General features: G+C 36.1%; 19 protein-coding genes and 2 tRNA genes. 14 read left to right on the top strand and 7 right to left on the bottom strand.

The window, feature by feature from the left end; translation table 11 throughout:
* The first annotated feature begins 110 nt into the window (after positions 1-110).
* The 7 genes from GGR42_RS10975 (at position 111) to GGR42_RS10945 (ending at position 4,733) form a co-directional block, all read left to right on the top strand.
* Positions 111-806 (top strand): SIMPL domain-containing protein, encoded by a 696-nt coding sequence (locus GGR42_RS10975; RefSeq protein WP_167963820.1) that lies wholly within the window; start codon positions 111-113, stop codon positions 804-806.
* Between the two features lie 2 nt (positions 807-808).
* The gene (locus GGR42_RS10970) at positions 809-1,075 is read left to right on the top strand and encodes a hypothetical protein (RefSeq protein WP_167963818.1); all 267 of its coding nucleotides are present in this window, start codon (positions 809-811) and stop codon (positions 1,073-1,075) included.
* A 31-nt stretch (positions 1,076-1,106) separates the two neighbouring features.
* A complete protein-coding gene (locus GGR42_RS10965) occupies positions 1,107-2,396 on the top strand; it encodes a serine hydrolase domain-containing protein (protein ID WP_167963816.1) in 1,290 nt (429 codons plus the stop codon).
* Between the two features lie 134 nt (positions 2,397-2,530).
* Complete coding sequence (locus tag GGR42_RS10960) at positions 2,531-3,103, top strand: pentapeptide repeat-containing protein (RefSeq protein WP_167963814.1); 573 nt, start codon at positions 2,531-2,533, stop codon at positions 3,101-3,103.
* A 14-nt stretch (positions 3,104-3,117) separates the two neighbouring features.
* Positions 3,118-3,747, top strand: a complete 630-nt coding sequence (locus GGR42_RS10955; protein ID WP_167963812.1) for a DapH/DapD/GlmU-related protein — start codon at positions 3,118-3,120, stop codon at positions 3,745-3,747.
* Positions 3,748-3,757: 10 nt separating this feature from the next.
* The gene (locus GGR42_RS10950; RefSeq protein WP_167963810.1) at positions 3,758-4,120 is read left to right on the top strand and encodes a nuclear transport factor 2 family protein; all 363 of its coding nucleotides are present in this window, start codon (positions 3,758-3,760) and stop codon (positions 4,118-4,120) included.
* 262 nt (positions 4,121-4,382) lie between these two features.
* A complete protein-coding gene (locus tag GGR42_RS10945) occupies positions 4,383-4,733 on the top strand; it encodes a hypothetical protein (protein ID WP_167963808.1) in 351 nt (116 codons plus the stop codon).
* 42 nt (positions 4,734-4,775) lie between these two features.
* Here GGR42_RS10945 and GGR42_RS10940 read toward each other — a convergent pair whose 3' ends face one another.
* The gene (locus GGR42_RS10940) at positions 4,776-5,246 is read right to left on the bottom strand and encodes a CBS domain-containing protein (protein WP_167963806.1); all 471 of its coding nucleotides are present in this window, start codon (positions 5,244-5,246) and stop codon (positions 4,776-4,778) included.
* A gap of 120 nt (positions 5,247-5,366) precedes the next feature.
* Here GGR42_RS10940 and GGR42_RS10935 point away from each other — a divergent pair, with 120 nt between their 5' ends.
* The 3 genes from GGR42_RS10935 (at position 5,367) to GGR42_RS10925 (ending at position 9,244) form a co-directional block, all read left to right on the top strand.
* On the top strand, positions 5,367-7,649 hold the full coding sequence (locus GGR42_RS10935) for a M28 family peptidase (protein WP_167963804.1): 2,283 nt from the start codon (positions 5,367-5,369) through the stop codon (positions 7,647-7,649).
* The gene (locus tag GGR42_RS10930; RefSeq protein ID WP_167963802.1) at positions 7,642-8,451 is read left to right on the top strand and encodes an SDR family oxidoreductase; all 810 of its coding nucleotides are present in this window, start codon (positions 7,642-7,644) and stop codon (positions 8,449-8,451) included. The genes GGR42_RS10935 and GGR42_RS10930 overlap by 8 nt, the downstream gene beginning before the upstream one ends.
* 97 nt (positions 8,452-8,548) lie before the next feature.
* A complete protein-coding gene (locus tag GGR42_RS10925) occupies positions 8,549-9,244 on the top strand; it encodes a hypothetical protein (protein WP_167963800.1) in 696 nt (231 codons plus the stop codon).
* A gap of 19 nt (positions 9,245-9,263) precedes the next feature.
* On the opposite strand, the gene GGR42_RS10920 is transcribed toward GGR42_RS10925, so the two are convergent.
* The 4 genes from GGR42_RS10920 to GGR42_RS10905 all read right to left on the bottom strand — a co-directional run bounded on the left by GGR42_RS10920 (position 9,264) and on the right by GGR42_RS10905 (position 11,059).
* The gene (locus GGR42_RS10920) at positions 9,264-9,755 is read right to left on the bottom strand and encodes a hypothetical protein (RefSeq protein WP_167963798.1); all 492 of its coding nucleotides are present in this window, start codon (positions 9,753-9,755) and stop codon (positions 9,264-9,266) included.
* A 96-nt stretch (positions 9,756-9,851) separates the two neighbouring features.
* Complete coding sequence (locus tag GGR42_RS10915; RefSeq protein WP_167963796.1) at positions 9,852-10,160, bottom strand: hypothetical protein; 309 nt, start codon at positions 10,158-10,160, stop codon at positions 9,852-9,854.
* Positions 10,161-10,381: 221 nt separating this feature from the next.
* Entirely contained in the window at positions 10,382-10,816 is a 435-nt protein-coding gene (locus GGR42_RS10910) for a molybdenum cofactor biosynthesis protein MoaE (RefSeq protein ID WP_209023958.1), read from the bottom strand.
* A gap of 171 nt (positions 10,817-10,987) precedes the next feature.
* Positions 10,988-11,059: transfer RNA gene (locus GGR42_RS10905), tRNA-Arg, on the bottom strand.
* Between the two features lie 445 nt (positions 11,060-11,504).
* Between GGR42_RS10905 and GGR42_RS10900 the strand changes: the two genes are divergently transcribed.
* Complete coding sequence (locus GGR42_RS10900; protein ID WP_245201436.1) at positions 11,505-14,750, top strand: ligand-binding sensor domain-containing protein; 3,246 nt, start codon at positions 11,505-11,507, stop codon at positions 14,748-14,750.
* A 289-nt stretch (positions 14,751-15,039) separates the two neighbouring features.
* On the opposite strand, the gene GGR42_RS10895 is transcribed toward GGR42_RS10900, so the two are convergent.
* Together GGR42_RS10895 and rseP are read right to left on the bottom strand one after the other, a co-directional pair.
* Positions 15,040-15,113 (bottom strand) — tRNA-Asn (locus GGR42_RS10895).
* A 72-nt stretch (positions 15,114-15,185) separates the two neighbouring features.
* The gene (gene rseP, locus GGR42_RS10890; RefSeq protein ID WP_167963792.1) at positions 15,186-16,541 is read right to left on the bottom strand and encodes an RIP metalloprotease RseP; all 1,356 of its coding nucleotides are present in this window, start codon (positions 16,539-16,541) and stop codon (positions 15,186-15,188) included.
* 158 nt (positions 16,542-16,699) lie between these two features.
* Here rseP and GGR42_RS10885 point away from each other — a divergent pair, with 158 nt between their 5' ends.
* The 3 genes from GGR42_RS10885 to feoB all read left to right on the top strand — a co-directional run bounded on the left by GGR42_RS10885 (position 16,700) and on the right by feoB (position 19,939).
* Entirely contained in the window at positions 16,700-17,368 is a 669-nt protein-coding gene (locus GGR42_RS10885) for an SCO family protein (protein WP_167963790.1), read from the top strand.
* A 91-nt stretch (positions 17,369-17,459) separates the two neighbouring features.
* A complete protein-coding gene (locus GGR42_RS10880; protein ID WP_167963788.1) occupies positions 17,460-17,705 on the top strand; it encodes a FeoA family protein in 246 nt (81 codons plus the stop codon).
* Positions 17,702-19,939, top strand: coding sequence for a ferrous iron transport protein B (feoB, locus tag GGR42_RS10875; protein ID WP_167963785.1), 2,238 nt, complete (start codon positions 17,702-17,704; stop codon positions 19,937-19,939). Before GGR42_RS10880 ends, feoB begins: the two co-directional genes overlap by 4 nt.

Raw genomic sequence — 19,939 nt, 5'->3', positions numbered from 1 at the left:
AAACAAAATGATTGTTTTTATTATATCCATTGTTTTTAAAATTAAACTATTTTAAAATCTTATCAGTATCTTAGAATCATAAAAAGTATTACCCCATAAATTATAATCACATGAGAAAGTTTGTTTTATTTTACCTCCTACTTTTTGCTGCCGCATACAGCTTTGCACAAACCAAAAATTTTATTGACCAACCCTATTTGGAAACCAATGCCCGTGCTGATACGCTGGTAACTCCAGATAGGATTTACCTAAACATTACCATTACAGAAAAAGATTCTAAAGGCCGAAACTCTGTTGAAGAGCAAGAAAATAAAATGGCCCGTAGCTTCCGCAACCTGGGAATAGATTTGGACAAGCAATTGGTAATTGATGACCTAAGCAGTAGTTTTAAAAAATATTTCCTGCGTCAAAAAGATGTGCTCAAAAGCAAACGCTATGTTCTATTGGTCTATACGGGAAAACAGGCTGCACAGGCATTGGTTGCTTTGGAAGAACTGGATATTGCCAATACCTACCTACAGAAGACTGAGTATTCCAAAATGGATGCATTGGAACTGGATTTAAAATCCAAAGCTGTAATCAAAGCCAAAAAGAAAGCTGTGGCCCTTACTACTCCGTTAGGTCAAAAAGTTGGAATCGCCATTCATATTTCTGATACCTCCACACCCTACTACCCAAGATATAATGAAAGGGCAGAGTTGAAAACCATGGCCATGGATGCAATGGGAGAACCTGAACCTCTTGATCTTGATTTTGAAAAAATTAAGGTTGAAACCGCTGTAGATGTTAAATTCATACTTGAGTGATTATGGCCAAAAAGAAACTAGCTGATCAAACTACTGAAGAATTAAAAGCCCAAGAAAAAAAACTAAAAGTAATTTTACTGGTCTTATTGGCCTTTATTCTTGCTTTTGGGGGCACTATGGTTTATTTAATGTCAAAAGATGAAATAGGAAGTAACATGCTTATGACCACTGTTGTTCCCATGATTTTCATAGTTCTTTCCTTTATAGTAAGTACGAAAAGAAATCTAATTTCCAACGAGCTTAGAAATAGAGACCACAAACAAACATAAAACCACTACTGACCAACCTTAAAACAAAAAAATGAAACGATTACTCACCATCTTTTTAAGCCTTTTTGCACTTGTAACTTTTGCACAGACCAAATCCGTTGTAAAATCACCTCCCCTTTCTGAAGGTTCTCCTATAAGTTTGGGAATGTCCCCAGAACGTTTGGACAGGATTGATACTATGTTGAAAGAGTCTATTAATTCTGGAGATGTACCTGGCGCTATTGCCTTGGTTGCCAGAAATGGAAAAATAGTATATCACAAGGCTTTTGGCATGGCCGACAATGAATCTGGAAGAGTATTAAAACGTGATGATATTTTTAGAATCGCTTCACAAACCAAAGCCATTACGGCAACTGCAGTGATGATGTTATGGGAAGAGGGCAAATTTAGACTGGATGACCCTATTGAAAATTATATTCCAGAATTTAAAAATGGGCAAGTTTTGGATACGTATTCTGATGCAGATGGCACCTATACAACTACACCCGTAAGCACTCCCATTACCATTCGCCATCTTTTAACCCATACTTCTGGGATTGGTTATGGAGTAATCGATGGAGATGAACGATTTAAAAAAATATATGACAAGGCGGGGGTTACAGACCTTTTTACAACAAAAAATATAAGTATTGAAGAAAGTGTAAAAAAATTGGCAAAGCTTCCGTTGCACCACAATCCCGGTGAAAAATTCACGTATAGTGAAGGGTTGGATGTTCTAGGTTATTTTATCGAAATTGTTTCGGGAATGCCTTTTGATGAGTTTTTTAGAACCCGAATCTTTGACCCATTGGAAATGAAGGATACCTGGTTCTATTTGCCAAAGGAGAAACATAGCCGTTTAGTATCCGTTCAACACAAAGTGGATGGTAAATGGAAAAAATATCCTGTCACTTTTTATGACACCAACTATCCCATTACCGGAGCAAAACGTTTCTTCTCTGGAGGTGCTGGCTTAAGTAGCACCGTAAAGGACTATGCTACCTTTTTACAAATGTATCTAAATGGAGGCGAGCTTAACGGAGTTCGTATTTTAAGCAGAAAAACCATAGAAACTATGATGGGGCTTCAATTTGACAATGTTTGGGATGATAAAGGCTCTCATTATGGTTTGGCATATAGGGTGGTCAACCAAACAGGTCAAAATATGGGAGCTCAAGGCAGTATAGGTACTTTTAGTTGGGGCGGGTATTTTAATACCCAATATTTTGCAGACCCAAAAGAAAAGATAATCGGAATTATTTTTAAACAGACCCAAGGACCTACAACGGACCAAACAAGATGGAAATTCAGTCAATTGGTGTGGAGCTCCATTGATGACTAGAAATTTAGATAACACCAGTTCGAGTGGTTTTTCTTGGAAAAATTATATCGAGAACAGATTTGACAATTAGGTTGTTCTCGCTACAAAATTATTATCAGAATTTCACTCCAACAAATAAATCATTAAAGATAACGATGAACAAACCCTTTATAGAGGATGAGCATTTTAAAGGTGAAAATTATACCCAAAACAGACTAGCCAAAGGCGAATATGAACATTGCACGTTTACCAATTGTAATTTCTCCAATGGGAATCTCACTAATTCCAGTTTTTTGGAATGCGAGTTTATAGATTGTAATCTGAGCAACTCCAATATAACCGCAAGTTCCTTTAACGAGGTTCTTTTTAAAGACTGTAAACTATTGGGGCTACGTTTTGATCAGTGTAATGATTTTCTCTTGTCCTTCACTTTTGAAGATTGTGCGTTAAACTTGGCCTCTTTTTATCAATTGAAGTTAAAAAAGATATGGTTTAAAAAATGCATTTTGGAGGAGGTAGATTTTGTAGAAGCCGATTTGACTGAGGCCCTATTTGATGATTGTAACCTTAAGCATGCCATCTTTGAAAATACCCTTCTGGAAAAGGCTGATTTTAGAACGAGCCATAGTTTCTCCATTGATCCTGAAAACAACCGAATAAAAAAAGCAAAATTCTCCAAGGAGAACATAGTGGGACTTTTAGAAACATATGATATTATGATTAATTAAAATAGAAAACAAGAATGGATATTAAAGATTTCATTTCTGACATGTCTGTGTATTTTAATACAGAACAGAACCTATTACCTTGGGAGCTAACCACTGACCTAAAAGAAGTTATAGAAAAAATAATCCCCAATCTAGGTAAGGATTTTAAAACTAGTGATGGAATTGCCATTCATAGATCAACAATCATTGAATCTGGGGTTACTATTAAAAGACCTTTTGTGGCAATGGAGAATTGTTATATAGGGGCAAATGCATATTTTAGAGAAGGAGTTTTTTTAGATAATTCCGTAAGAATTGGTCCTTGTTCAGAAATAAAAAGCAGCATCATCTGCTCTGGAACCGCAATTGCCCATTTAAATTATATTGGAAACAGTATCATTGGAAGAAATGTAAATTTTGAAGCAGGTTCTATAGCGGCCAACCATTACAATGAAAGGGAAAATAAAAGAATCAAAGTCAAATACAGCAATGAAATCATAGATACCGGCGTAGAGAAATTTGGAGCTTTGGTCGGGGATAATTCAAGAATAGGAGCCAATGGGGTACTTTCCCCCGGAACTATTTTGGAAAAAAACTCTGTCATAAAAAGACTGGAACTTATTGAGCAAATAGGACCGGAACAAACCAAATCATGCTACAATTAAAATAACGGATATGACCAAAAAAGAAATTGCAATATTATTTCTAAAATTAGTGGGAGGAGGCGAGGTAAAGCAAGCCTTTACAAAATTTGTTGCTTCAGACTTTATACATCATAACCAATATTTTAAAGGGAATGGAGAGGCTCTTGCTAAAGCTATGGAAGAAGCACACTACACAAGCCCCAATAAATCCATAGATATTAAATATAGCTATACGGATGGAGATACTGTTATAACCCACTCCCATGTAATAAAACATGATATGGAAATAGCCGTTGTCCATATTTTCAAATTCCAAAATGAGAAAATAATTGAGCTATGGGATTTGGGACAAATAATTGAAAAAGGTTCTCCAAACGAAAACGGATTGTTTTAGATTAAAAAAAATCTTCATGAGATACATCCTAATAATTTTGAAGAACATTCATGTCCAATAAGCTAGAAACCACAAGAAATCATTAAGACCGAAAAATATATAGCATCTGAAAATTATACCGATGCACTTTTAATTTATCAATAAGTTATGACTTTGTTTTTTTAAGGAAATAAGCCCACATAAAAAATAGGGTTCCATCTTCTAAAAAATTATTCAGTAACTTGTTATTCTTATATTGTTCAATAATACATAAGCGCATTAAATGGCAAAATCGTGTTTGGAATGTGGTGAAAAATTAACAGGTAGAATAGACAAAAAGTTCTGCTCGGACTACTGCCGCAATGCCTATAACAATAAATTGAACAAGGATAGCACCAACCTTATTCGAAATATAAACAATCGTTTACGCAAGAATTATAGAATTCTGGAAAGTTTCCCTTTAAAAGAGAACAAGACCAAAACCACCAAGAACAAACTTTTGGACAAAGGGTTTAGTTTTGACCATTTTACGAGCATATATACTACCCAAAAAGGCACCATATATTACTTTGTATATGATTTGGGCTACTTGCCCTTGGACAATGACTATTTTATGGTTGTTAAGCGGGAATGAAGAACAAAAAAGGCCGTATTACGGCCTTAGAATTTAAAAATTTTACTTCCAGTTTTGTCCACTTAACTTAAGGGCTGCAATCACAATATCCTTTCGGCTTATTTGACCCACCAAAATTCCATTTTTCATTACTGGCAATCTTCTCCTTTTGTGCATGGCAAATACCCCTGCCGCATCAAAAATGCTCATATCATGGGGAATGGTTTCCACATTCTTGGTCATATATGTTTCTACACTTTTGTCTAAAATTGGAAGATTAAAATAACGGCTTTCTGAAATTTGCTTCATACAATCAGCCTCTGAAATGATTCCTACCAAAAATCCATTGTTATCCATAACGGGACCACCAGAAATATGATTTTTGGCAAAAGATTCCATTACCTCCAAAATTGACTGGTCCGGACGAAACGTAATCAGCTTCTTCGTCATATAATCAGACACAAGAATTGGAGCATTATATTCTTTTTTGGCAACTTCTTTTGCCCTAACGCCTTGAAAACTCTTTATTCCCATACCATTAAATTTTAGATTGATTAATGAAGTTAGTGATTTTTAGCGAATTACGTAAATTTTTAGGTTAAAATATGTCAATTTTATATAATTTCATACTTTTATAAGTATATCAAATTTCATATGAAAAAAATTCCCTCCTTCCTTACTCTTATTCTTGTTCTATTGGCAATTTTTTGGGGTTTTAAGACCTCCATGCCTACTTACAAATCAGATATAGATAACCCTATAAACTCTTTTTCCACAGATAGAGCCTTGGAGCATGTTAAGGCAATTTCCACAAAACCCCATGGCGTAGGCTTTCCTGCTCATAGGGAGGTTAGAAATTATATTGTTTCAGAGTTGGAAAAAATGGGTTTGGAAACCTATGTTCAAGAAGGTTACACTGCAGGGGACTGGGCCAATTTAAGTAAGGCCGTTAATATATTGGCAAGAATAAAAGGTGCTGAGGAAGGTAAAGCATTACTCTTATTGAGTCATTATGACAGCAGTCCACATTCCTCTTTGGGCGCAAGTGATGCCGGTAGTGGCGTAGCCACCATTTTAGAAGGTATTAGGGCCTTTTTGGCAACCAACCCAACTCCAAAAAATGATATTATAATTCTAATTTCAGATGCTGAGGAATTAGGTCTTAATGGCGCCGATCTTTTTGTAAAAAAACATCCTTGGGCCAAAGATGTGGGCTTAGTACTGAACTTTGAGGCACGGGGAAGTGGTGGGCCAAGTTATATGCTGATAGAGACCAATGGTGGAAACAGTACATTAATTGAAGAATTTACCAAAGCAAATCCCAAATATCCTGTGGCCAACTCCCTAGTGTATAGTATTTATAAAATGCTCCCAAATGATACGGATTTAACCGTTTTTAGGGAAGATGGCGATATAGAAGGGTTAAATTTTGCATTTATTGATGACCACTATGATTACCATACGGTTCGGGATAGTTACGAACGGTTGGACAAAAAAACACTGGCACACCAAGGAAGCTATCTTATGCCTTTATTGAACCATTTTAGCAATGCTGATTTGACTATTTTAAAAAGTGAAGCAGATTATATTTATTTTAATGTTCCTTTTTTTGGATTGGTTTCCTATCCTTTTTCATGGATTTGGCCCATGTTTGCTTTGGGAGTGGTTCTTTTCATAATCCTTTTAGTGCTTGGTTTTAAAAAAGGGGTATTGCATCTTAAGGAAATACTCCAAGGGTTTTTGCCCTTATTGATAGCATTAGTTCTAACTGGATTAATAGGGTACTATAGCTGGTCTGTTCTTAAATGGCTCTATCCCCAGTACCAAGATATATTGCATGGGTTTACGTATAATGGCTATACCTATATAATGGCTTTTGTATTGCTAACTGTTGCTATCTGTTTTTGGAGCTATCAAAAATTTAAGAAAATTAGCACGCCCAATATTTTGGTGGCGCCTATTTTTATTTGGTTGGTACTTTGTGGAGCTATGGCTTTTTATCTAAAGGGGGCAAGCTTCTTTATTGTCCCAACAATTGCTTTACTAGCTTCTTTTTTGGTAGTTATTAACCAAAAAGAACCTAATCCTTATTTATTGGTCTTTTTGGCATTGCCTGCACTCTGGATATACACCCCTTTTATTAAAATGTTCCCCGTAGGTCTCGGGCTCAAAATGATGGTTGCCGCCACTCTTTTGACCACTCTTACTTTTTTCTTGCTACTTCCTCTTTTTAGTTTTTATAAAAAGAAAAGTAGATTGGCTATCCTTTGTTTTTTACTTTTTATAGGCTTTATGATTTCTGCACATTTTAATTCTGGTTTTTCTGAGAAAAATGCCAAGCCCACTAGTCTTTTATACACTTTAAATGCAGACACCAAGACAGCCAAATGGGCAACCTATGAAAAACAAATTTCGGCTTGGACTTCCCAATATATTGGAGACGATAAAGAAGACCCCAAGAATTTATCCAGTAATACCATAAGCAGCAAGTATGGTACGGGCTTTACTTATACTTCCAATGCCCCTATAAAAGACATTCTCCCCCCTACTGTGGAAAAAACATGGGACACCATCATTGGCAATAAGCGACTGCTAGAAATATGCATTACCCCAAACAGAGATGTAAACAGGTTGGAAATTTTTACCAGGGACTCCATATCCAATGCACGTGTAAATAATACGGAACTGCCAGATGAGTTCATGGCCCATAGAAGAAGAGGTAAACTGGTGACCCATTATATTACCAATAATACCCCAACAGAATTGTCCCTTACAATACCAACAGATTCAAACTTAGAGCTTACTTTGTATGAAGCTTCCAACGATCTATTAAACAATTCCTTATTTACGGTCCCAGAAAGACCTATTGACAATATTCCGATGCCCTTTGTTCTGAATGATGCTATTTTAGTCACCAAAACTGTAAAATTTGAATAAAAAAATTGGCGTCTTGGGTTGCGGATGGCTGGGATTTCCGCTGGCCATATCTCTTATAAAAGATGGTTATGCAGTTAATGGAAGTACCACTTCAAAAGAGAAAATACCAACTCTAAAAAAAAAGGGAATATCACCCTTTTTAATTTCTTTGGGAGAACAAACCATATTAGGTGCCATAGATGATTTTTTAAAAGGCTTGGATGTTCTCATAATTAATGTACCTCCAAAGCTTAGGAAATCAAACACCGAAAGTTATATTGGTAAAATACAAGTGCTTCACAAAGCACTAAAGCAAGTGAAACCCCCAAAAATACTCTTTATAAGCAGTACTTCTGTTTATGGTGAGATCAATGGGATTGTTACTGAAGAAACACACTCCAAACCAACAACAGAATCTGGAAAACAACTATTGGCAACAGAAAACCTATTCCTAAACGATTCCGAATTACAGACTACCATAATTCGATTTGGTGGGCTTATTGGGCAAAATAGACATCCTATTGAACAACTTTCGGGCAAAAAAGGACTTACCAATGGAAATTCCTATGTTAATTTGATTCATTTGGAAGATTGTATAACCATAATCAAGACCATTCTTGAAAATAGGTGCTGGGGAGAAATTTTTAATGGGGTATATCCCTATCACCCATTTAAGAAAGAATACTACAAAAAACAGGCTCTTTTAAGAAATTTAACTCCGCCCAGCTATGCAGAAACAACTCTCCTAGGAGGAAAAAGAATCTCCTCAGAAAAAATCATCAATAAGCTCAACTATCAATTTAAATGTTCTATTGAAAGTTAAAATTCCTCTTTTTAGTTAAAGGATAATGATGTTTAAAGGTTTCCTTAACAGATTACTAAAAATAATTTAATAGTTTTGGCGCACTAAAATGGTAAAAATGAAAAGGTTATTATTAATTGTTTCTTTGGTATTTTGTGTAACTATATCGGCACAGACCAAAAGTGAATTGGAAAAGCATTTTGAGGCTTTTTATAATGAAATGAGATTGCAGGGTGATGTAAACGGCGTTATTAATGCCATGACGCATTTAAATGTACTATCCCCTTCCATTGAGCGCAGAGACACCTTGGCTTACATTTATGCCAACAACAATCAGCACTTACAGGCTTTGAATACCATTGGTATAGAAAAAAATGAAGCGGATTCTGATTTGGCCGTACAAGTAAAGGCCATTTCTTTAAAGGCAATGAACCAGCCAAAACGCGCCTTGGAACAATTTGAAATATTATACAAAAGAACACCCTCCCCCTATTTGGCCTATGAATTGGCAGATTTAAAAATCCTAACAGGTGATAACCCGGGTGCCTCTACCTTGATAGAGTATGGAATTGCCAATTCCAAGGATGACATGAAGTATGCCTATTATGAAAGGCAACAGCCTTATGAAGTGCCGCTAAAAGCAGCTTTTACTTACTTAAAAGGTCTGGTACAATACAATATGGATAAAAACGACATTGATAAGGCGATAGCCAGTATTGATGAAGCCTTACAAATTGAACCCAATTTTAATTTGGCGAGTTTAAGCAAACAGGCTTTGGAAGCTAGAAAAGAAACACCAGAGACTACTGATTAGAAAATCATCTATTTACCTTCTATTCCAGTAAAGATTTGATATCCAATGGGTTGTTCGTGATAACATTAAATTGGTTTCTTAGGGCGTTATAGGCAGTTACCATTTCTTTGACCGATTCCTGTGGAGCAATACGATATTCCAAATCCCCCTTTGTTTTTAAAACAAAGGACTTAAATACATTTTGCCTACTCTTTATCTGCGCTACATTAAACTGCAGGGGGTAATTTGAAGCGGCAAGCAATTTTTGTTTTTCGATTAAATCCTCGATCACAAGTGTTAAATCCTCCTGGCTATTCACGTTGTACAAAGCATTAAAACTAGTTTCCAAGGCATTAAATTCTGGCCATTTGTTAAGTATTTCTTTGGCCTTGGGATTTGTTGCAATTGGTTTTTTGAGTTTTCCCAAGCTAAATTCCTGAGCGGTATCCACATTGGTTACCTCATCTTTTTTATTTCCATCACAGGAAACAAAAAGTAAAAAAATCATCCCCAAACAAAAAAGCTTCTCCATGGGAGCGAAAGTACAAATTTTAGGAAGAGATTTCTTTAGGAGTAAATCCTTTTAACTACAATTTATATGTTGGAACAATAACAAAACCTATATAGTCTAGTCCACCTCGTCCAAATTCTCTTCAATCATAAGGTCAGGAATGGCGGCTGGGTCATCATCATCAAAATCTTCATAATCACCTTCATCATAATTCTCCATGGTATATTCCAATTTTGCACTGATTTTAACCAAGTACTTGGTGTCCAAAGTAGTAACTTCTACAGCTTCAATAAGCTCTCCGCTTCCATTCTTAAAGGAGATAATATCACTATCATCATACCCATCTGGATACCTATCTATCAATAGCTTTAGCACCTCTGGTGTAAGTTTCTTGTAATCCACTATTACCCTTCTTAAATTGTTCATAATCTATGACTTATGAAATAATATAAATGAATGCTTGAATAGTTTTCAAACTAAATTTATAATAAAAATGCTATGGTTAGATTCCCAACCAATAAGAATTGAAAAATATTTATCAAGCCCACATTTTTAGTAAAGATATATTCCCAAAAAAGTTTATTTGTTAAGGATTTATCAATAAAACATTGTTTAATAAGTAAGGACTAAGGTAAAAAAGGATGTTTTTATGTATTCACCTTCCATTGGTAAGAGTCATCTTGGAAGAGCTCCTTTCCAAAAATAGGCACCTGTGACTTTATCTCTTCAACTATATGGTGCAACGCATTAAAGACCTCTTTTCTATGTGGAGAGGATACAAATACAAACAAACAAATTTCGCCAGTTTTTACGATTCCTTTGCTATGGTAAATATGCATACAGCTTAAGTCGTATTTCTCAAAAGCACTTTCCCTTATTTCATGGAACTTGGCATTGGCCATTTCTTCATAAGCGGAATACTCAATAGCAGATACGGTTTTTCCATCTATGACATCGGCACGTACTTGGCCAAGAAAAATATCGTGGGCACCAATAGTAGTTTTGGACTGGTGATTGGCTATGGACTTTGCTATATACTCGGGAGTAATAGCACCTTGAACAAATACATTTTTTATGGCCATTTTAGTTATTTAAAAAGACTTTTTACTAAGATAAAGAGATTTTAGTAAACAAAAGTTAAAGAAATAGGTCTTGTAGTCCATGCAAGAATCTCTTCGGCACTGTTTTGAATAAACTTCTATTAGAAAAGCTACAGCTCTTTAGTACTTGGCACTATTGCCAAACCCACTTTGTAGCCCCGGCAAGAATCGAACTTGCATCTAAAGTTTAGGAAACTTCTATTCTATCCATTGAACTACGGGGCCTTTTCCATTAAAAAAGGATAGCAAAAATAAACCTTTTCCCAAAATAAAAAACTAAAGTTTAGGATTCCACGCCTTTATGGGCACGTTATCCATTGAATCCAATTTGGGTAATACAAGTTAAGGGACAAACTACTTATACCCATTGCTCTAAAACTCCAACCTAAAGCTTCATTTGATTTAATGCTAAATTACAGGATTACTATTCAACTTACCTCTCTACAATTATAGTATCCATTTGGTTATACCAAGATTTGACTCTATATAAAAACACTTTGGTTACCTTACAAATCAAATTCTCTTCGTTTCGCAACACTATTACACCATTTTCCAACAAATATTTTAGCGAAGGAATAATTAAGTTATTTTTGTAAGAAATAAACTACAATTGATTTTCTGCCATACGTACTCCATATCATGTGCCTTAAGATATGTTACCTATATCTTCTTGGCCTTTTTCCTATTTTTCCCTCAAAACAAAACCTTATATGCGCAACTAAATAAAGATACACTGCGCTTTGAGCACATTAAAACAGGAATGTCCCATAGTACCATCTCAAAGATATTTGAAGACAGTCAGGGCTTTTTATGGGTCGGTACGGAAAACGGGCTCAACAAATATGACGGCACAGACTTTCAGGTATATGAAAAAAGTTTAGACGGTATCCAAGGGCTTACCAATGCCAATATTGAAAGTATTTATGAAGATACCTACGGAAATTTATACATAGGGACTGGGCAGGGGCTTAGCAATTATGATAGACAACTAAACATAGTAAAACCCTATCCTTTTAAGCCTGAAGGACAGCATATCCAATCTAAATTGATTAGAACCATCAATAGAACAGGAGATTTTCTATGGCTGGGCACCTACAAAAGCGGCTTGTACCGTTATAATATACTAACTGGAGAAACATCCCATCTAGGATTTAAAGCCCCACAAAAGGGTGAACCGGATAACAATGAAATCATTGAGACTTTTGAATTGCCAAATAACAAGTTATTTGTTGTTACACAAGGTTCTAGATATATTATAGATTTCCAATTGCAAATAAAGGAAAAATTCGAGGGGACATGTTTTACAAGTAGTGTACATAAACTGGACTCGTCCAAATTTTTGCTTGGCTTTAGAAATGGAAATCTTCTACAGTTCAATATTTTTAACAATCAATTAATTTACCAAGACCCAATCTCAATTAGTCCTGGACATACCATTTTGACTATGGAGCAAGATGTACATGGCAATATATGGCTGGGCACTGAAAATGATGGGCTTTGGATTTATACTCCTTCAACCGGTAACATAAACAATTTTAAATCCAGCTATAAAAAACCTGGTTCCATATCAAACAACTCCATATGGAGTTTACACAAAGCCCGCAATGGGGTTATGTGGATGGGTTACTTTAAAAAAGGGCTTAGTTTTTATGATTCTGACTACTATAAATTTGGACACATTAAAACAGATCCTTTTAATTCTGAATCTTTAAGCAATGATATAGTGCACTGTTTTAGTGAAGATAAAAAGGGAAATATTTGGATTGGTACGGATGGGGGTGGTTTAAACTATTGGAACAGGAAAACTGGTTCCTTTGAGCACTATTCGCTGGACAATGGCAAACTAAATAGCAATGTGGTGATTTCAATGCTACACGATGACCAAAATAGACTTTGGGTGGGTTCTTGGGGCCATGGACTTACCATTTTTGATTTAAATAGCATGGATAGCGAAGTTTGGACCAGCGAAAATTCTTTTTTAGCCTCCAATAACATAAAGAGTATGCTTCAAGATAAAAAGGGGCGCATTTGGATTGCTGCTTTTAATGGTAGGCTACAAGTATACTATCCAGAAACTAAAAAGTTCAAAGATGTAAGCATTCAATCTGAAAAAAATAGTGAAGAAGTACAAACACTTGTACGATTGCACGAAGACGATAACAATTACATATGGGTAGGCACGGCCACCAATGGCCTTTTTCGAATTAAAGAAACTAATAACGGTTGGACCTCGCAACAGTACCACAATTTGAGCAAGAATAGAGTATTGAGCGACAATAATATAAAAACCATTGTTGAAGATGACCAAGGAACTATGTGGGTGGGCACACAAGGTGGGCTCAACAAGTATCTACCCACTAAAGACACTTTTAAGGCAATTACCAAATCCAATGAATTAAAAAGTGATGTAATTAATGGAATTGTAGAGGATGAATATGGTTTTCTTTGGCTTAGTACCGGTATGGGTATTGTGCGGTACAATGATGACACCGGTGAATTCATAAACTATGACATACATGATGGTTTGCAAGGAAACGAGTTCAATGATGATGCATCTTACAGAACAGCGGACAATGAAATACTTTTTGGAGGAAACAACGGTTTCAATATTTTAAAAGCGGACAAGGCCGAAAAAAGAACGGATCAACCCAAGGTAGTTATTTCTGGACTCAAAATTTTTAACAAACGGGTAAAACCCAATGATACCTTTGGTGTTTTAAAAAAAGATATTAGCCAGGTAGATTCTATAACCTTGCGTCCTAATCAATCTGTAATCAATTTTGAATTTAATGCCCTTACGTTTAGAAATGCCAAAAAAGTAAATTACGCCTATTTCTTGCAAGGTTTTGAGGAGGATTGGAACTATGTTGGGCATACCACAACAGCAACCTATACCAACCTAAATCCAGGCACTTATTTGCTACGCATTAAATCCACCAATTCAGATGGGGTATGGAACAATGAAGAAACATCCCTATTCATAACCATAACACCTCCCTTCTGGAAAACATGGTGGTTTCGTTCTTTACTCATTGCATGCATCATACTTGGTGGTATACTCTTTTATAAAATTAGGGTACGGAGCATGAAAAAAGACCAAGCCCACCTAGAGCAACTTATCCATGACCGAACCAAAGAGCTCCAGCTTCAGAAAAAAAAGCTGGCCGAAGCGGCCAACGCATTATCCGCCAAGAATGAAGAAGTACAGCGATTTACATATGCAGTTTCACACGATTTAAAAACCCCTTTAAACAATATAAAGGGAATCGCAAGTATTCTACCTATGGAGTTTAATGCCGAAGACACTACTGAAATGGAAAAATGTCTGGAATTAATAGACACTTCATGTAATATCATGAGTGATCTAATTTCGGACATCACTGAAATTGCAAGACTTGGAACGATCGAGAACAAAAAAGAACTTCTTGATGCCAACCAGATAATGATGGTGGCCAAGGATTTGGTAAGTGCAAAGCTAAATACAGGTAATGTAAAATTACATATCCAGGATAATCTACCTAGCATTTATGGCGATAGAAATAGAATAATTCAGGTATTTGGAAACCTTTTGGACAACGCCATCAAATATATGGGCGATCAAAAGCTGCCCACAATTCATGTTAAAGCCTACGAGATAGATGATTCTGTAAAATTTCAAGTCATAGACAACGGATCAGGGATGGATAAAAAATCCTTAAAAAAGCTATTTTTACCTTTTCAGCGCTTCCATTCCAAAGTTAAGGGAACCGGGTTGGGTCTCTATATGATAAAGAAAATCATAGAGTCGCATAATGGTCAAATTACCGTAGAATCAGAAGGGAAAGGTCTTGGAACAAGTTTTTCCATTACGCTACCCAAAGCGGCCATTGCAATAGAAAATAGCGAATTAAGTATTGGTGCTCTACAATCCAATTAGTTTAAGCTTTAACATTTTAATTTATTATATAGAACACGCAATAAGATCCTTTTTCCCCTAAAAACTTTATAGGCCAACTTTTTATTGGAGAGTGTGTAGTTGGTATAAACAAAACCCGTATTCCTTGCATGTACTTGCTTAAAACAAAAAAAGCCTTATCATTTCTGATAAGGCTTTAGCTTAATTTGCTCCCCCTCTTGGGCTTACCTCGACTGCGCTCGGCATAAACTTCTCGCCAAAAGGGCAAAAAAAAAGAGCCACACTCATGTGCAGCTCTTTTCGCTTTTTGCTCCCCCTCTTGGGCTCGAACCAAGGACCCTCTGATTAACAGTCAGATGCTCTAACCAACTGAGCTAAGGAGGAATTTATTCTCATTAAGCGGGTGCAAATATAAATGTATTTTTCATATATCTCAAAGAAAAAAGATGGGTTTTCTTATTTAAAAAGCCATTTATACAAATCGTTTCCGTTTGCGAATAACAAAAGGGCTATTAAAACAAAGAATCCAACCATTTGTGCATATTCCAAAAACTTGTCACTGGGCTTTCTTCCCGTGACTATTTCATACAACAAAAACACTACGTGTCCCCCATCCAAGGCAGGTATGGGCAATATGTTCATAAAGGCCAAGATAATGGAAATAAAAGCTGTTGTGTTCCAAAAAGCAACCCAATCCCAGCTATCGGGAAAAAGACTCCCTATAGCCGCAAATCCGCCCACTTCTTTATACGCCCCGGTATCAGGATTAAATATTTTTTTCATCCCTTTTATGTAATCAGATAGTGTTTTAATCCCCATATCAATTCCCGCAGGGATAGATTCCATAAAAGTATATTTCTGGGTCTTCAACTCAAACTCCCCCATTTTCTCAAACTCTTCATAGGATCCTCCCCTTAATGCAATACCGAGCTTCCCTTCTTTGGAAACCATGGCATTTATAGTTGCTGTCTCCCCTGTTTCCCTTTTTACGGTAACAGCAATACTCTTGCCTAAATTGTCTTCCAAAATTGGGGATACCTCATCCAAATAGGTCGCCTTTATATTGTTTATGGCAAGCACCGCGTCGTTTTCCTTAAAGCCAGCATTTTCATTGATAGAGCCTTTGGAAACCTCTTTAACTACAAAAGGTCTTCTAAAGTTAATGAACCTCATTTTATCCTTGTCCTCGGATATTGCCGATATAAAATCTACCGGAATTTCTTGTTCAAATGTTCTACCGTCCCTATTGATTGTAATTGTATTTCCATAGGCAATGTCAGGAATTATTCTTCTAAGTTTATTAATCTTATTGCCATCCACGGCAATAATCTTATCTCCTGTCATTATTCCCAACTTATCTCCCAAAGCCTTTTCAGTGACCCAGATACCACCCTTTACACTATCTGCCTGGATGTATTCTTCTCCATAGTTATAGGCAAGACCAATATAAATTATAACAGCCAAAATAAAATTCACTGTTACACCACCAAGCATTATGATCAAACGTTGCCAAGCTGGTTTACTTCTAAATTCCCATGGCTTAGGTTCTTCTTTCATGGCTTCGGTATCCATGCTTTCATCGATCATTCCGGAAATTTTTACATAACCCCCCAAAGGCAACCAACCAATACCATAAACGGTTTCTCCTATTTTTTTCTTAAAAAGGGAAAACTTAACATCAAAAAAGAGGTAAAATTTTTCTACTCTGGTCTTGAATAGTTTTGCGGGAATAAAATGTCCCAATTCATGTAGGACAATTAAAAAGGAAAGGCTTAAAAAAAATTGGATAACCTTTATCGCGATAGGACTCATGTATATTTTCTATAATTAAAACGCCCAAAAGTACACTTTTAGCAGGTCTTATAAAAGCAAAGTAATTTCTACCATCCCTTTTTAAGAAACATTTAGCAGCAAAGAAGTGGTATTGCTTTTAAATTCTTTATCCCTGCCTTACCTTTGTACAAAAATAAATGCTTTCTTTTTTTAGTAAATATAAATTCTTTGGGATAGCACTTTTAGTGCTTTCGGGCATTATTGTTTACTTATTCTACAATGCGTTACAACCCAAAAAAACATTGCCTATTTATCAACCTTCCATGGTAAATGTAGAATTGGTGGACAGTACCCTGTATCATGTAAAAAAATACCACACCATAGCCAATTTTTCATTGACCAACCAAAACGGCCGGACCATTACCCAAGAAGATTACAAGAATAAAATCTATGTGGCGGATTTCTTTTTTACCACCTGCCCCACTATTTGCCCCATCATGACAAAAAATATGGCAGATCTACAGAAACACATTATAAATGACAATGATGTTTTATTGCTTTCCCACTCCGTTACTCCACAAATAGACTCTGTTGCCCAACTTAAAAAATATGCCTTGGAAAAAGGTGTAAATGATGCCAAATGGAACTTAGTAACGGGAGACAAGAAACAAATTTATGAACTGGCCAGAAAATCTTACTTAGCGGTTAAGACCGATGGTGATGGAGGGCCATATGATATGATACACACCGAGAACTTTATTCTAGTTGATAAAAAAAGAAGGATTAGAGGTTTCTATGATGGCACCAAGGAGGAAGAAATTAAAAAATTATTGGAAGATCTAGAAATCCTAAGAGCTTCTTACTAACCATAATTTTAACTATTTCCATGAGCCATTTACCCACTGTTTCACTTTTTTAATTTACTTTTGCCTTACTTATAATCAATCTAAATAAGAATTGAATATTACTGTTGCACATTTAAAAAAAGGCCAAAAAGGAATCATAAAGGACTTTGTTCATGATATACTGCCCATAAAACTCCTGGAATTAGGTTGTTTACCTGGAAACACGGTGGAATTGGTACAAGTAGCTCCTTTAAAAGACCCTATTTATATCAATGTGAACGGAACCCATATCGCCATTAGAAAATCTGTTGCCATTCAGATTGAGCTGGAACTCATAGATGATACCCAAAAAGCATGAGCAAACAAATAAACGTTGCGCTCATTGGAAACCCCAATACAGGTAAAACCTCTGTTTTTAATGAACTTACAGGCCTTAAACAGAAAGTAGGTAATTATCCCGGAATTACCGTAGAGAAAAAAGAAGGGATCTGCAAATTGCCCAGAGGGGTAAAAGCCCACATTTTGGACCTTCCAGGAACCTATAGCCTTAATACCACTTCCTTGGATGAAAGTGTGGTAGTGGAATTACTTTTAAATAGAAACAATAAAGATTTTCCAGACGTTGCGGTGGTCATAAGTGATGTGGAAAACCTAAAAAGAAACCTTTTGCTCTTTACGCAGATAAAGGATTTAAGAATCCCTACGCTTTTAGTAATTAACATGGCCGATCGAATGTCGCGAAAAGGGATTTCCATGGACATTCCCTTGTTGGAGGAAAAATTAGACACCAAAATTGCCTTGGTGAGCACCAGGAAGGGTACCGGTGTAGAGAAAATAAAAGAACTCATTGCGGACTATAAAAACCTTTCCTCCAAGCCAAATATTGACACCTCCATTATTGCCCCGGACTATTTTGAGCGATTAAAAAAGGCATTCCCAAATGAGGATTTATATAAACTATGGTTGGTCATTACACAAGATGTCAACTTTATGCCCATAGAGAAAAATATGTTAAAAGGGTTCTCCTCATTTGACATTAAATCCAAGTCCGAACTTAAAAAATTACAGCACAAAGAAACTGTAGTTCGCTATCAATTTATAAACAACATCCTTAAAGAAGCCTATAAAGTAGATTTATCCGCAGCAAAAGGGTTTAGGGCCAAATTGGACAAAATCCTTACCCATAAGGTATTTGGCTACCTAATTTTCTTTTTCATCCTATTAACAATATTTCAGGCCATTTATGACTGGAGCAGTTATCCTACAGATTTTATTGATAATCTAATGGCATCGGCAATAGAATGGATAAAAAATGGGCTGCCGGCAGGGGTATTGACGAATTTAATTACAGAAGGAATTTTAGCGGGAATTAGTGGTATTCTTGTTTTTGTGCCCCAAATAGCATTCCTGTTCCTTTTTATATCCCTATTGGAAGAGACAGGCTATATGAGTAGGGTTGTGTTTCTTATGGACCGATTAATGCGTCCATTTGGGTTAAGTGGGAAAAGCGTTGTTCCCTTGATTTCTGGTACCGCATGTGCCATTCCAGCCGTTATGGCTACCAGAACCATTGAAAACTGGAAAGAACGGCTAATTACTATTTTGGTGACCCCTTTTACTACCTGTTCCGCTCGTTTGCCAGTATATTTAATCATTATTTCTTTAGTTATTCCTGAAGGTAGATTTTTAGGATTAAGTTATCAAGCATTAACATTAATGTTGTTATACCTTATCGGTTTTGGTGCGGCTATTGTATCTGCAATGATTTTAAACAAAATTTTAAAAATAAAGAGTCGCTCCTTTTTTGTAATGGAAATGCCCACCTACAAACTTCCATTGTTAAAAAATGTAGTCTACACTGTTCTGGAAAAAACAAAAAGTTTTGTTTATGGTGCAGGTAAAATAATCTTGGCCATTAGTATTATTCTTTGGTTTTTGGGCTCTAATGGGATTTCGTCCAACTTTAAGAATGCAGAAAGAATTGTAAAAGAAAGAATTGCATCCAAGGGTCTATCCGACTATAATAAAAGAAACATTGAGGAAAGTTTAAATGCCTATTCCGTTGCCCTTAATGACAGTGTTCTTCAAAAAAAATACACCATAGGTATTGAAGCTATTAAAGATTCTTTGGAAGTTAGAAAGCTGGACCTTACAAACAAGGCAGAAAGCCAAGAAGTAGCAGGTTACAAATTGGAACATTCTTATATAGGATATGCTGGCAAAGCCATTGAACCCATTGTAAGACCCTTGGGGTATGATTGGAAAATAGGCATTGCACTTATTACTTCTTTTGCTGCTAGAGAGGTTTTTGTGGGAACTCTTGCTACTATTTATAGTGTGGGCAGTGATGAACAAGAAACCATTACCAGCAGAATGGCTGCTGAAGTTGACCCAACTGGACAACGGCCTTTATTTAATTTGGCGTCCGGAATATCTTTGTTGCTTTTTTATGCTTTTGCCATGCAATGTATGAGTACGCTGGCCATTGTAAAACGGGAGACCAATAGTTGGAAATGGCCTATTATGCAATTGGTATTTATGAGCGCTTTTGCTTACATTGTAGCTTTAATTGCTTATCAAATTTTGAAATAG

Source organism: Saonia flava (genome assembly GCF_011927795.1).
GTDB classification, from domain to species: Bacteria; Bacteroidota; Bacteroidia; order Flavobacteriales; family Flavobacteriaceae; genus Saonia; species Saonia flava.
The sequence above is the reverse complement of the archived record's forward strand: the minus strand, read 5'-3'. Positions and strand labels throughout refer to the sequence as shown.